Source organism: Achromobacter sp. NPDC008082 (genome assembly GCF_042957345.1).
GTDB classification, from domain to species: Bacteria; Pseudomonadota; Gammaproteobacteria; order Burkholderiales; family Burkholderiaceae_B; genus Achromobacter; species Achromobacter kerstersii_A.
Window position 1 is genome coordinate 464,180 of the sequence record NZ_JBIBIB010000002.1, and the last position, 14,408, is coordinate 478,587.

At 59.0% G+C, this 14,408-nt stretch carries 10 protein-coding genes; 5 read left to right on the top strand and 5 right to left on the bottom strand.

Annotated features, from left to right (window positions below):
• Nucleotides 1-53 precede the first annotated feature (53 nt).
• Nucleotides 54-776, top strand: a complete 723-nt coding sequence (locus tag ACFZAI_RS09175) for a DUF4377 domain-containing protein (RefSeq protein ID WP_391566620.1) — start codon at nucleotides 54-56, stop codon at nucleotides 774-776.
• 95 nt (nucleotides 777-871) lie between these two features.
• Here ACFZAI_RS09175 and ACFZAI_RS09180 read toward each other — a convergent pair whose 3' ends face one another.
• A complete protein-coding gene (locus ACFZAI_RS09180) occupies nucleotides 872-3,334 on the bottom strand; it encodes a penicillin acylase family protein (RefSeq protein WP_391566621.1) in 2,463 nt (820 codons plus the stop codon).
• Between the two features lie 383 nt (nucleotides 3,335-3,717).
• Here ACFZAI_RS09180 and ACFZAI_RS09185 point away from each other — a divergent pair, with 383 nt between their 5' ends.
• Nucleotides 3,718-5,310: a sulfatase gene (locus ACFZAI_RS09185; protein ID WP_391566622.1), complete on the top strand. Its 1,593-nt coding sequence runs from the start codon at nucleotides 3,718-3,720 to the stop codon at nucleotides 5,308-5,310.
• Between the two features lie 49 nt (nucleotides 5,311-5,359).
• Nucleotides 5,360-6,343, top strand: a complete 984-nt coding sequence (locus ACFZAI_RS09190) for a Bug family tripartite tricarboxylate transporter substrate binding protein (protein ID WP_391566623.1) — start codon at nucleotides 5,360-5,362, stop codon at nucleotides 6,341-6,343.
• A 110-nt stretch (nucleotides 6,344-6,453) separates the two neighbouring features.
• On the opposite strand, the gene ACFZAI_RS09195 is transcribed toward ACFZAI_RS09190, so the two are convergent.
• The 4 genes from ACFZAI_RS09195 to hxsB all read right to left on the bottom strand — a co-directional run bounded on the left by ACFZAI_RS09195 (nucleotide 6,454) and on the right by hxsB (nucleotide 11,399).
• On the bottom strand, nucleotides 6,454-7,986 hold the full coding sequence (locus tag ACFZAI_RS09195; RefSeq protein ID WP_391566624.1) for an NCS1 family nucleobase:cation symporter-1: 1,533 nt from the start codon (nucleotides 7,984-7,986) through the stop codon (nucleotides 6,454-6,456).
• Nucleotides 7,987-8,176: 190 nt separating this feature from the next.
• Complete coding sequence (gene hxsA / locus ACFZAI_RS09200; RefSeq protein ID WP_391566625.1) at nucleotides 8,177-8,824, bottom strand: His-Xaa-Ser repeat protein HxsA; 648 nt, start codon at nucleotides 8,822-8,824, stop codon at nucleotides 8,177-8,179.
• Entirely contained in the window at nucleotides 8,821-9,849 is a 1,029-nt protein-coding gene (hxsC, locus tag ACFZAI_RS09205; protein ID WP_391566626.1) for a His-Xaa-Ser system radical SAM maturase HxsC, read from the bottom strand. The genes hxsA and hxsC overlap by 4 nt, the downstream gene beginning before the upstream one ends.
• Nucleotides 9,850-9,944: 95 nt before the next feature.
• Nucleotides 9,945-11,399 carry a His-Xaa-Ser system radical SAM maturase HxsB gene (gene hxsB / locus ACFZAI_RS09210; protein WP_391566627.1) on the bottom strand — a complete coding sequence of 485 codons (1,455 nt, stop codon included), beginning with the start codon at nucleotides 11,397-11,399 and terminating at the stop codon, nucleotides 9,945-9,947.
• Between the two features lie 168 nt (nucleotides 11,400-11,567).
• Between hxsB and ACFZAI_RS09215 the strand changes: the two genes are divergently transcribed.
• Nucleotides 11,568-12,725: a hypothetical protein gene (locus tag ACFZAI_RS09215; RefSeq protein WP_391566628.1), complete on the top strand. Its 1,158-nt coding sequence runs from the start codon at nucleotides 11,568-11,570 to the stop codon at nucleotides 12,723-12,725.
• Between the two features lie 118 nt (nucleotides 12,726-12,843).
• Nucleotides 12,844-14,253, top strand: coding sequence for a hypothetical protein (locus ACFZAI_RS09220; protein ID WP_391566629.1), 1,410 nt, complete (start codon nucleotides 12,844-12,846; stop codon nucleotides 14,251-14,253).
• The last annotated feature ends 155 nt before the right edge of the window (nucleotides 14,254-14,408 follow it).

Sequence of the window (14,408 nt, forward strand, 5' to 3'; positions counted from 1 at the left end):
CGCTGCTTCAGGCTTGCGCGCCGGTTTCCTCTCCCAGCGAAGGATCGTCCTCGATGCCCACTACTACCGCGACGTCGCCCGCAAGCTCCTTGACCTTGCCCGCCTATTACTGGCGTCTGGTCTCTGCCACCGATGCGTCGGGCAAGTCGATTCCGGCGTTGCAGCCGGGTGTTGAGCATCAGCTGCGTTTGGCCTTCACGAAGGATGCGTTGAATATCCGTGGCGGGTGCAACACGCAGTTTGGCGGTTATCGCTATCAGAATGGCGTGCTGCAAGTGGCGAACCTGGCGTCCACGATGAAGGCGTGCGAGCAGAGCTTGATGCAGCTGGATGCCGAGATCAACGAGCGCCTGAAAGGGGATCTGCGCGCCACGCTGTCAGGCGATACGCATGAACCCGCGCTGGAACTGGCGGCCAAGGACGGCACGGTGCTGAAGTTCGTGGGTGAACCCACGCCGGAAACGCTGTACGGCAGCGCCGGTGAAATCATGTTCCTGGAAGTGGCGGCGAAGAAAGCGGAATGCAGCCATCCGATGATTCCTAATTACCAATGCCTGATGGTGCGCGAGCGCCGTTATAACGAGGCGGGCGTGCAGCAGCCGGCGCAAGATAAATGGCATCCGCTGTATCAGTCCATCGAAGGGTTCGAGCACCAGGACGGCGTGCGCACCGTGTTGCGCGTGAAGCGTTACGACTGGAAGAATCCGCCGGCGGATGCGCCGTCCAAGGTGTATGTGCTGGATATGGTGGTGGAGCAGGACGCGTCGAAGCGGTAATTCAATACCGCTGATTGAAAATGCCGGGCTGCTTATCGCAGCCCGGCATTTTTTTTGCGCCGTTTTCAGTTACGGCATTTTTTGATGCGCCGTCTTCAGTTGCCCGAGGGCCGCAGCGTCAGCGTGTCCGAGCGTTCGCTGTCCACCTTGGCGCGGCTGAACGCCATGGGGAAGTATTCCCCGGTGGCCCAGCCCTTCAGCAGGTCTTGATAATGCGGGCTGCGCGGGTCGGCGGATTGGCCCGGCACGTTCTGGATGCGCGAGTTGTCCCAGTCCGACACATCAATCACCTGTCGATACGACGAGCCACTGATCTGACGGAAATCGCTCTTGCGGAACGTGCCGCGATGCACGGTGTCGTTGTCGCCACCCACCGGATAGCGCGGCGTGCCGTAGGCTTTCGCGGTGTCCGGCGGCAGCAGGCTGGCCAGGCTGTGTTCGAACTGAATGTGATGCAGCTTGCCCCATTGCCATTGGGTGGCGTCCGTTCCCAGCTTGGCGCGCAGTTTCTGCGTGCCGTCTGCCAGCGCTTGCAGCAGCAAGGCGTCGCGTCCTTGTTCCGGGCGGGGGCCGAAGGCGGCGTCTGGCGTGGCAAGTTTTTCAAGCGTCTTGCGGGTGGACAGCTCGCCGAATGCCGCGCGTCCGTTTGCCGGGATGTAGAGGTCCGACACGCGCTTGACGACCTCGGGCAGCCAGAATGCGTAGACCGACGCGGCGCGCGAATCGGTGTTCATCCGGTAGTCCCAGTCTTTGAGCAGGCCCAAGGCTTCGTTCAACGCCGGGTCGGCGGCATTCAGGGACTTGGCGTAGCCGCCCAACGTGCGGGCGGGAATCGACAGGTTGTCGTACTGCAAGTCTTGCGACTGCTGCACCGTCAGGCCCTTGCCTTCAGCCACCACTTCGCGGATACGTTGCACGCGGTACGGTTCGGCCCAGGTGCGTGCAGACATGTCCTTGTATGGAAAGTCGGCGGGCAGGTTGTATTCGTTGGCGGTGGCGACATAGCCTTCGGGCGGGTTGTATACCCTTGGCAGTGCGCTGCCGGCCAGGAAGCCGCGCCATTCGAAATCACCGTTGCCTGGCACGGGCAGCATGCCCGACCAGTCGCCGCGCGGGCGAATCGGCGCGATGCTGCCGCCGAACCAGCCGATGTTGCCGTCGACATCCGCGTACACCATGTTTTCGCTGGGCGTGTAGTGCTTTTCCATGCCGGCCACGAACTCGTTCCAGTTCTGCGCCTGGTTCAACCGCAGGCTGGCCAGGTAGGCGGCGGTGCCGGGAAATTCCAGGTAGGCCGCGCGCAGCGCATAAGCCTTGTGACGCACCGGGTCTTCATGGATTACCGGGCCATGGCGCGTGAATTTCAATTCGCGCATGGCGGGGGCGGCGCCGCGTACGGGAATTGATTCACTGGTCTGGCGCATTTTTTCCCAGCCGCCCTGGTAGCGGTATTCGTTGGGGTTGGCCGGATTGGTGTCGTAGACGTAGAGGTCTTCTTCGTCGCCGAAGGCGAAGATCGTCAAGCCGAAGGCGATGCGGTCGTTGTGCCCCATGGACACGCCAGGCAGCGCGGGTTCGCCTGCGCCGATCACGTTCCAGCCCGGTGCATTCAGGTGAACCATGTAGCGCAGCGACGGCATGGTGATGGAACGGTGCGGATCGCCCGCCAGGATGGGCTTGCCGGTGGCGGTGTGTTGGCCGCCTATCGTCCAATTGTTGCTTTCATAACGGGTCGCCATGGGGTCGAAGTTCGGGTCCAGCGACGCCAGACGGCCTTCTGATAATGCGCTGGCCAGCGCCTCGCGCTGATCGGCCGCAAGCGGGCTGCGCGGGAAGTCGGCCGCAACGAACTTCTGGCCATCGCGCGCCAGCGTGTAATTGGCCAGCACGCTCTTGTCGATCTGGCGCACGTCCAGGCCGGCCGGCACTTGCAGCGCCAAGGGCGGCTCGAATGTGCTTAAGCCTTGCACGGCGTTCAAGCCCAGGCTGGCCACCTGCTGCGCTATTTTGACTTCTTCATTGACGTTACGCGTCAGCGCATAGATGCGGATGAGCGACGTCTCCGGGCTCCAATAGCCGGGCTCCGTGCCGGTCAGTTTGAATTCGGGAGGCAGTTGCTCGGGGTTGGCTTTGACCCAATTCACGTAAGCGTTGATGCCGGCTGCGAACGAGGTCAGGATGGCGCGGCCTTCGGGGTGGTAGCTGGCGAACTCGGCCTGCATGTCGCCCCGGAACAGGAACAGCCGCGCGGCGCGGTCTTGTTCGATGAAGCGCGGGCCGAATTGTTCGGCCATCTTGCCTTCGCCTTGCCGGCGCCACAAGTCCAGTTGCCACAAGCGGTCGCGCGCCGCGCTGAAGCCCTGGGCGAAGAACAGATCATTCTGGTTCTGCGCATAGATATGCGACACGCCGTGCTTGTCGCGCACAATCTCCACGGGCTGGGTCAGCCCCGCCATGTTGATGGTGTCTTTCTTGCCTCCGGGCGCGGCGCACCCCGCCGTCAAGGCAACCAGCCCGCTCGCCAGCAATGCGGCGATCCTGCGATTCAGTAAACGCATGGCTCCTCCTCCGATTTGTTGCTTTTTTATCTGCCTGCAGACCCCGAGGCCTCATGCCGCCGGGTGTGTCCCCAAGCAAGCCATACAACTAAATCAGTTGCGGCGTGAAAGGTGTTTTATTTGTTGAAATTTGGGATGGCTTGTAACGCCGGCAGGGGGTGCGCCTATTGGCTCGGGATCAAGCGCGCGCCGATCTTTCCGAACCATTGATGGGTCAAAGAATTGGCCCCTCGCGGAATTCAATGGATACATGTATGGGCGGCGATGACAGGCGCGTCACTTGGTCTGATATTGCGGGCGGCAGGACAAATCCTCCCCGATCGCTGCCCATAATGGCCTCACGACAAAGCCAAGCCGGCAGACGCCGAAGGCAAGGAGACCTGATGCAGCCGAATTTCCTGTTGTTCATTACGGACCAACAGCGTGCGGATCACGTGGGCAGCTACGGCAACGCCATGCTGCGCACGCCGGCGCTTGACGCCTTGGCGGCGCAAGGGTGGTCTGCTGACCGCTTCTACGTGGCGTCACCCATCTGCATGCCCAACCGCGCCACGTTGATGACGGGCCGCATGCCGTCTGTACATGGGGTGCGGCATAACGGCATTCCGTTATCGCAGCGCGCCACCACGTTCGTTGAACGTCTGCGCGGCGCGGGGTATGCCACGGCATTGATCGGCAAGTCGCATTTGCAGAACATGACGGGCAAGGGGCCGGTGTGGCCGCCTCCTTCGCCGCACGGCGTCCAATCTGAAGGCGAAGCCTGGGCGGCCGAGCCTGGCAACTACGACCAAGAGTGGGGGCCGCTGTGGCGTTCCGACCCTGGCCACGATCTGCATACGCCGTTCTATGGTTTCGGCCGCGTGGCGTTGGCGGTGGACCATGGCGATCAGGTCTGGGGCCACTACGGGCGCTGGCTGGCGCGCGAGCATCCAGAAGCGCGTCGACTTTGGGGCCCCGATCACGCACTGCCCGCGCCCGGCTTTGTGTTGACGCAACATCGTCAAGCGTGGCGAACGCGGGTGCCCGAGGAATGTTCGTCCACCGCCTACATCGGGGACCAAACCGTCGCGCAGCTGCACGAGCATGCCGCAAGCGGTGAGCCGTTTTTCATACAGTGCTCTTTTCCTGATCCGCACCATCCCTACACCCCGCATGGCAAGTACTGGGACCTGTACCGGCCAGAGGATGTGGTGCTGCCGGCTTCTTTTCACGCGAGCGCGGCGGCCGGCCACGCGCCGCCGCCGCACGTGGCATGGCTGTATCAGCAGCGCGATCAAGGCAAGGCAGTCAAGCACACGCCCGCCGTCTTCGCCTGCACGGAACGCGAAGCGCGGGAAGCCATCGCGTTGAACTACGGGTCCATCAGCCATATCGACGCCACGATCGGCCGCGTCATGCAGACGCTGCGGGACACGGGGCTGGATGACAACACCGTCGTCATCTTCACCAGTGACCACGGCGACTACTTCGGCGATCACCAGTTGCTGTTCAAGGGGCCTATCCATTATCAAGGCCTGATCCGCACGCCGTTCATCTGGCGCGACCCGAAAGTCAAGCCCGCCGCTGCGCGCAGTCAGGCGTTGTGCTCCACCGCCGATATCGCCGCAACCATTCTGGCGCGAGCAGAACTGCCTGACTACAACGGCATGCAGGGCATGTCGTTGTTGCCGCTGATGTCAGGCGCCGTCGACACCGTACGCGATGCCGTGCTGATCGAAGAGGAAGGCCAACGCACGATGTTCGGCTTTCCCAGCCGCACGCGCATGCGAACGCTGCAAACACCGCGCCACCGTTTAAGCGTCTACGCCGACGCGGGCTGGGGCGAACTCTATGACTTGCAGGAAGACCCCGACGAATTGCGCAACTTATGGGATGCGCCGGCCGTCGCCGCCACGCGGGGCGAACTGTTGTTCGCCTTGTCGAAGGCCATGATCCGCCACGCGGAAACAAGCCCCCATCCCACCGCTATCGCCTGAAGGCAGCCCAGGCCGCGGCTTGCATGCGGCCATCACCCCGGAGAGAAAAATGTTCAAGCCTACGCTGTTCTGCATGGCGCTGTTTTGCGCGCCGCTGATGGGGGCTGGCGCGTCGGCCGCCTCGCCGACTGATTATCCGACACGTCCTATCCGGCTCATCGTCAACTTTTCGCCTGCTGGTCCGCTGGATATTGGCGCGCGCGCCATCGCGATGGCCGCTGGTGAATTGCTGGGCCAGACCATCGTCGTTGAAAACCGTCCCGGCGCCTCGGGCAATATCGGCGCAAAGGCCGTCGCCAAAGCCGAGCCTGACGGCTACACGTTGCTGATGACGCTGGATACGTTGATGACCGTCAACCCGCACGTCTTCAAAGACTTGGCCGACGACGTCACCCGGTATCTGGAGCCGCTAAGCATCGCCGGCAGCTTCGGCTTGGCGCTGACGGTGCGCGCTGACCTGGGCGTGGCGACATTCGAGGATTTTGTCCAATACGCCAAGGCGAATGCCGTGACCTATTCATCGGCGGGCTACGGCAGCCCGGGCAATCTCGCCTTTGAAAAACTGAACCTGGCGCTGGGCATGGACGTCGCGCACGCGCCATTCCGTGGCAGCGCGGGCGCCGTCAACGCTTTGCTCGGCAATCAAATCCAGGCAGGGTTTCTGGCCGCTTCCGCCGTGCAGCCGCATGTGCGGGCAGGGACGATGCGCGCGTTGGCAATTTCATCACGCGAGCCGGACCCGGATCTTCCCGGTGTGCCCGCCATGGCGAATCTGGGCTTGGAGCCGTTGAAAGATTTTGAAGCGGCCTTCGCCTTTCTGATCATGGCGCCCAAGGGCCTGCCGCCCCACATCGCGCAAAAATGGGACGAGACCTTGGCGGCGGTGTACGCGCGGCCCGCGTTCCAGAAGAGCATCGCCAGCTTGGGGATGCGCGCGCCGTTTGCGGGGCGCGTGGAAGCAAAAGAATGGGTGGAAACACGAGCGGGAAGCTGGGGCGAGGTCATTGCAAAGGCGGGGATTAAAGGGGAGTAGGGCCGCAGGGTTGTTTGCATTGCGGTATCAGGCTGGGCTGCTTTTTCCCGCTTAGGAAATCGCAGCCCCGCCTTTTTACGCGGGCGGCTCTGAAGATGTGCGGTCAGTGTTCAATGCCGGCCGCTTTCCACCGCGATGGCTTCACCCGAGCAAGGAACATATTGCCGCGCGCGGTCGGCGATCAGCCAATAAAGGCAGGCGCTGAGCACTGCGCTCAAGATCCAGGAGTAGGGCGCTACCGATTCCAGGCCGGGCACGAGCACAATGGTGACGGCCAAGGTCGCGGACGGCGCCAGCGCAATTAGAGCGCAGGGATTGACGCCGCGCGTGTAGAAGTACGTGCCGGTATCGGCGTCGGTGTATAGGTCTGGCACGTGTACGCGGGATTTTCTGATCAGCCAGTAATCCACCATGATGATGCCGTACAGCGGCCCCAGCAGTGCGCCCAGGCCTGACAGGAAGTAGACGATCACGATGGGGTTGCCATAGATCTTCCAAGGCAGGATCAACACGGCCAGCGTGGCGCTGATGAGGCCCGCGCGATGAAAGTTCAGATAGCGCGGCGCCAGATTGGTCAGCACAAATGCCGGCGCGACAAAGTTCGCCATGATGTTGACCGCCAACGTCACGATCAACAGCGCCACGCAGCCCAGCACCAGCAAGCCTGTGTGCGGGATGGCGGCAACGATATCGGCAATGCTGGTGATGACGCGGCCATCAATGCTGAACTGCGCACCCGCCAGCACCGCGCTGATTGCCGCGAACACCAGAATGTTGAAGGGCAGCCCCCAGAAATTGCCAGACCGAATGCACTTTTCGCTGGGCGCGGAGCGGGCGAAGTCGCAGAAGTTCAGCAACAGCGTGCCGTAGATGGCCAGCCATAACGATGCGGCGGACAGTACCCGGTTCCAGGATGCCAAGCCGACGGACACCGCACCGGCGGACCACGCCACGCGACCATCGACACGCCAGACCATCCAGACCGCCAGCGCTAAGACTGTTGCCAGAATGACCGGGCCAGCAAAGCCTTCGAACTTTCGGATCATCTCCATGCCATAGGCCAGGATGATCAATTGCGCCACCCACAGCGCCACAAAGCTGGCCCAGCCCAAACTCGACAAGCCCAGCGCGCCGCCGCGGTCGTAGCGGGCCAGATCGGGCGCAACCGCAATCAGCAATACGCGCAACACCACGGACGCCAGATAGGTTTGAATGCCGAACCACGCGATGGCGATCACCGCGCGAATAATGGCGGGAATCTGTGCACCACGTATGCCGAAGCTGATGCGGCTCATGACCGGAAAGGGTACGCCCGTGCGCTGTCCCATATACCCCGACAGGTTCATCAAGACGTATAGGATCGCAGCGCCCAGGGCCATGGCGGCCACGATCTGCGCCGCGGAATAGCCCATCGCAAACAGCCCAATCGCAAACGTGTAATTGGCGATGTTGTGCACATCATTCGTCCATAGCGCGAAGATGCTGTAAGCGCCCCAGCGCCTTCCAGCGATCTTGGCGGGCGCCAAGTCTGCATTGTGCAGTTTGGGACTTAGCGGATGCTGCGCCTGGCCAGATGAAGAATCGGAACCAGCAAGACTGCGCCTTTGCCGAATGGCCGGATGCGTGTGTGCGTCCGAATACATAGTCGGAACCCCTTGTTGTGCGTATCGGGCGGGCATGAAGCAACCGCGCGCCGATGGTCGTGGAACTGCGGGACGAACGGTGAGCGCTACTGGCCAGTAGGTAGCGTCACATTAACGTCCGCTAAGGGGCGGGCTGTGTAGGACGAGACTGATTTTGGAGTTGGGGTTTTCTCGGGGGGGAGCTAACCGTTCAACGTGACGCCGTTATTCCAAGTGCGTTCATTGTGTCTGTAGTCATCTGGCCGCTGGAGGGAAGAGACTTGAGCGTTTGAAAATGCTTAAGCGCCGTGGTGGTCGCCGCTCCCATTACCCCGTTTATTGGACCGTCATACAGATGGAGGGATGTCAGTTTGATCTGCACGCGCATGATCTGCAGTTTCAACTTCTCGGCGCGGCTGAGGTCAACTTGGTCGTTAGCTGCATTGCCACTTTTGGAATTCGATCCCGTTGTCGCAGGCTTCTGACCCGATGTAATCGGGGCAACCGGGTTTGCGGGAGCTCCAGTCACTCCACTTTTGCTTTCTGGTGAGGCGGACGGTGTATACGGCGGGTTGGGAGTGATGGGAGCGCGTGCGGGGGCTGTATATGTGGAACCGCGGCCGCTTGCGCCGGAGTAGTGCGAGCTGTGGCTGGAGTGCGACCGATGGCTGGAATGCGACCGATGACCGGCAAACAGATTGTCATAGGCGAAGTTAAGTGGTCTTAATGGGACCGCTTTCGGTTCATTGAGTGCATCCAGCGCAAGCTTCTCGGCAGGCGGCGTGGCACCGGCTGGTTTTCCAGAGAATGCCGTTAGGCCAGCAACAAACATGCTGATACTTCTAATGAAGCGACTCATGCCACGTATTCCTCATGAATTATTTGAATAGTCTTAGCCGGCTTCCAACCACGCTCATGCCACGCGAAGAACCCAGAGCAGCTTGCTTTTACTTGGCACGATTCACAGATTGGAGCATAGACATTTTTCCAGTCTGAGATGCTTCGATGAGCAAAAGCGTGCAAATTTTTTGGCAGCGCGCAAAGAGGCGCATTCATGAACAGAAAAGGCACTGAATGTCGAGAAAGTTGACGAGCGGCCAACTGCAGAGTGTCTTGCCAATCAAGCAGATCGACTTCGCAAAGCTCCCGATTGGCAAGCGCAAAGCCGATTGGTTCACAGGCCATCAATGCGACCTCTTTCACGAATGGCAGATTGCGCCCGATAAAAGTACACAATGCAGGAAGTACTTCCAATACCGGGCGGATCAACACTATCCGCAGCTGAACTGGTTGGCGATATGACTGAAGGTTCAAAAGTCCACCGAGGGTTTGTTCGAACGCACCGGGGGCCTGAACCACAAAGTCGTGAATAAAATCGGCGTGACCATATAGCGGTACAAGCCAAGTGACACGAGTTGCCAAGTTCTCCAGCAATGGTCGTGCCTGATCCATGTTGGCCAGTAGACGTCCATTCGTCAGCACTTCAATGCGGGTCTCAGGATGTTTGTTGCCTATTGCATCCAGGACGGTCCTGAGGTGCGGACCCAGCAGCAACGGCTCCCCTCCGCTTAAACCCAGTACCTGTGGTGAAACCGCAAGATGACGAATCGCTTCCAATGACTCGTGGATCATCCACTCGTCATCCTGTGCCGTGGGTGGCTGTGAACACATCAGGCAATTGCTGTTGCAGCGATTAGTCAACTGCAGACTGTGGTGCATATCCGACTCGCGATAAAGCACCTCGACTTCAGATCGTTCAGCGTTCACGGCAACGACATCGCCGACTTCAAGCTTGTCGCTGTCTATCCAATCGACATTTGCCAAGCCAGCAGCGCGGTATTGTGCGACGGATTGACGTTGCTGCATGGTGGTGGCGAGCGTCAAGAAGCGGATATCAGGTTGCCAGTGGCTTGCAAGGCAATCGATGTCGACGACCCTCCACACGCGTGCATCATGGACTGTCTGTCCAAAGTGGGCTTTTACTCTCCGCATTGCATAATCTCCGAGTCTGCGACGGGGCGGGCCCAGGCGTGGAACAGATCTAAACGGTCGGGTTCGGCATGTTTGAGTGCGGAAAAGAAATAGTCGAACAGCCATAGATGGCGCTGACAATGTTCTGTACGCAGCGCAGGAATATCCATGCTCTCGAACTGGGCCTGCGCATCAACTGGGTTCGGCGCGCAAAAATTCTGGTACGCGCAATTGCGGCAGTCGTCCATCTCATCGACGAGGCTGGAAGCGATGAGTTGTTGATGTACCGGGGACTGCCGCAGTGTGGCTAGACTCGAGCCTATTGGTCCTAGCCGCAGCGACACGTCGCCCGTCTCAGCCAGCATTCGAGCTTCGTCGCTGGGGTATACATAGCCGTCATAGTTGTAGACGAGCACACTCTGGCCAGCGCCAGTCGGGCTTTGGAGATCGACGTAGCCCGCGTCAAATGGCGATAGGATTTTGTTGAGAATGATGGACGCGTATACCTCTCGGAGTTCGACGCCTTGTGCATTCCAGTGCAGTACACGATTCAGCGCACGAGCATAAAAGCCATAGAACTGTTCGGGCCGGTAACCGAGCAGGGATTGATTGCGTTTTGCAAAACCATAACTGCTCAGCGGTCGAATGAAGATCTCGCCGAACCCAAGTTTGACGTACTCATCAACGATGGCTTCGGGATCGGCTAAAGATGCCTTTGTTGTGGTCATCAGGGCCGACACGAATTCTCGTCCCAGTCTATTCCGAGCTAGCTCAATGCCAGCAACCGTCCGTTCATAAGAATTTCGCCCGGGAATAGGGCGATTGCGATTATGCAGGTGTGCGGGGCCATCAATACTGGTCGACAGGTATACGCCATGTTGCGCGAGGAAATCGCACATCTCTGAATTCAGCTGATGAAGCGTGGAGGCAATTACGAAACGTATGTGGCGCTTTTCAGCACGGTTGCGCTCCTGGATGTGCGTGATCGCGGACTTCACCAAATCGAAACGCAAGAGGGGATCTCCCCCTTGAAATTCAATCGTTAAGGCCTGGGCTTCGCTTTCGAAGACACCGTCGCAAGCAGCCAACAGTGCCGAGTGACTGATCGTGTGCTTCGTATCTGTGAGAGAACGACTCACCTGGCAGTACTGACAGGAATGAGCGCATTGAAGCGTCGGCACAAAGATGTGGAGACTGGGGCCGCTCGAGAGCGTTTCGCGTCTAGCCGCCTTACGTGAGGCTAACAACCTGCTAGAGCCAGAGGGGGCGCAGCTCGTAGTGAAAAAGCCGGCTTTCAGATCAGCTTGTAGTAATAGCGGGAGTTCCGATACGTGCCCTTGTGCTAGGGACTTGGCTTGATCTTCGCTAAGGAAGACATGATCGCCGGTGCTGCTGACGGCAAGCCAGTCCTTTTGAATTGCCCTGAGTTGAAAGGGCAGCATTTTCACGGCGTACTCATCCACGCGCTTCTCCTCGCGCGGCACTCATGGCCGGCATTTCTCTTTGGATATTTGGCAACATAATTACACAAATTTGTTGCGAAATCTAATTGAAGAGCGGGCTGCGGCACGACGGTTGATCTTAAGTTCTACCGGCCTTCGCTGTTATTTCTCGCGTCGCGTGCGAGATACTTGCGTCGCAATTCCTTGGTTAAACTCGTCGTGAATTTGCGTCGCAAAGATCTTCGTTTTGTGATTAGTAGTTCACATAGTCTTCTTAAATCCTTCATTCCAATGACGAAGCCATTCGCCGACCTCTCCGCCGCGCTATCCCTTCCCGTGCATTCCCCCGACCACCTGGATTCCCTGGAGCAGTTCTTCAACCGCCCCGAGGTCCGTGCCTTCTACCTGGAATCCCAGGACGACGCCCACACCTCAGCCAACCTCCAGGCTTGCGCCGCGTTGCTGCCCGATCTGCACCCCAGCCGCGCGTCGGCGCTGGCATTGATGTGCGGCTCGCTGGTGGAAGACGACGCCGACCCAACCATTCTCTTTTCGACCCTTCAAGCGCTGCTTAAACAATGGCTGCATACGCTGCGCCCTTACTGCGCGCAGGAAGTCGAAGAAGACGATGACGAAGTCGAAGCCGTAGACCGCCAAGCCTGGGCCGACGCGCGAGCCAGATTGGCCGCCGTGCCCGAAGACAAGCGCTGGGAAGTTGAGTCGTTGCAAGAAGCCGTGGACGTGCTGGTGCTGCCGATGATGACAATGCTCATGCGAAGTCAGTTCAATCACCAGGCCTTTATCGCAGACCGGGATTTGATGGCGTTGCTGGACCCGATGGCGACCAACAATGACAGTCTGCCGTTTGAGCAGCTGCATTATCTGTGGATGGCGTCGCAGGTCAGTTACGAGGATGAATTGATCGTGGTGTTGCCCACTTCAAAGACGGGTTTCGTGGCTCGGGCGCATGCCATCAACAATACCTTCCATGCGTTTACCTTGTTGCAGATCTTGATTGGCGAGCATGCGCAAGCGTTGGGCGTGAAGCGTGAGATTCCCGCGCGTCAGCCGGACATGGACCGGGATACCGCCGACTTCCAATGGCTGCAAGCCGGCGCCTTCACCAACGGCGAACTGACCCAGCCGATGTTGTGGGCCTGGGGCGAAGCCGCGTTGCGCCACAACATGGCCAAGCTCGGCAAGCGGGTCTTGATTGCATTGGAAACGGACGAAGGCGCGACGCGAAACTGGTCGGGATTCAACGGCATCATTCACGATGCGCAGGAACCGTCGATGACTTTCAAGCGCTATCTGACGGTGGAGGAAGTGGCGTCTTACCTTTCCTGAGGTTGGCAGTTCGGGAACCCACTTCGCCCACTCGGCCGTTGCGGTTTAGGACAAAGGCCAGGACGGTGTGGACGCGCCATGCCTGCCACGAAAGCTCGGTAGAGGTCGTGGTTAATAAATGATCTATGCTGCCGTAACCATAGATATGCGCTATTTATTATCGATTAGGATTGCGGAGCAAATGACTGGCAGAGAGATCGGAGCATCAAAGAAAGGGGCGCGGACGGCATATTTTGATATCGCTAATCGATGCATCGATTTCATCCTGAAAATGACGCCGATATATATGCTGTTCGCAGGCCTCATGCTGTGGTTTCATTTGCGGGAGCTACGCTGGGTTTCCTTGCTGCTTGCATCTGCAACGTCGCCAAGCGGCTTGGCTTTCCTGGCGATGAGCGCATTAACGTTCTTAGGCGCGGTTATCATCGTTTTGTTGCTGCCGTCCTTCTTGCTGCTTTGCTGTTCGGATGTTTATAGGCCCGATAAGCCCATGCCAAAAAGGGTGAAATGGATTTTGTTGGCGATTGCCTTTGCTTGGGCTGTGTCTTTCAGCCTGATTGGTGTATCGGATGAAATGGGAAGTGTCCTTACCTTTCCTCGTCTCTTCGCGGGAGGCTTTGCGCTGGGAATGTTGGGCTACGCCCTTCCGGGGACATGGGCTATGTTGTGGCGTGGTGATGGCTCTTGCATCGACGCGCGAACAAAATTCTTGGCAAGTTGGAATCTGTCTCTGGCCTCCCAAGGGCCGGCCAGGCCAGCGTCGCCACGCAACGCCACCAGAATGAATGCAGCCGCGCGGGGCGGCTTGGTACTGCCGAACTTGGAGAGGTCGGCCGAGGCTGCGGTCGCCAACGGACCGGTACGTCGATTCTTGGGAGGAATATTCCTGCCCGCCATTTTGATACTCGTGATCATGGTGGCCACCTTTCTGACGAGCTTACCCATTCTCGTCTACGCAATGGCTTTCGGCACCGCGATCGAATCGTCGGTCGGAACATTGACGGGCTGGATCTTGCTGGTGGCTGGGGGAATGCTGACGATGCTGCCAGCGTTTGCGTATTTGCATGAGCGTGGCAAGAATCAAGATCCTGGTGCATCCGCGAGGCAGGCGTTCATCACCGCTGGGCTACTGGCCTTACTTACGCTTTTATTCTTGCAGTACGCGCCAATAAAGGATCGCGTATTCTCTATTTTGGAAATCCAAAGTACTCGGAAGGATTTCTTTCAGATTTCTTCTCCTGCGGCGTCGGCGGCACTGGGGAAACTTGGATTCCCCGTGTTTGAAATCGTTGATGAGGAGAAGATGAGCGCGGCGCGGATTAGGCGGGGGAGCGCTGCCCCGCTGACCATAGTGCAGGCTTGGGTGGGCTATGCGTTTGGCGACACGGTATTGCTGTGCAAAAGGCAAGTCAGTGAGAGACGGCATATTGATCCTCTCTATCTGGTTGTCAAAGAGCCCGAAAACGTTTGCTTACCGTTGCTGAGGGCCGAGTTGCGCCGGATGCCCGACGCGTGGATAAGCCCCTAGCAGTTCCAAAGTTGAGAACATCGATTCTGGGTGGTGTCCGCATCCCGGTGTCGCATCTCTGTGTCAGACGGCTATTTTTGGAGGCTGTAATTGCAGTCTGACACCGCTGCAGAATACTGCTCCGTAATCGCCGTCTCATTGTTTACCTGACTGGA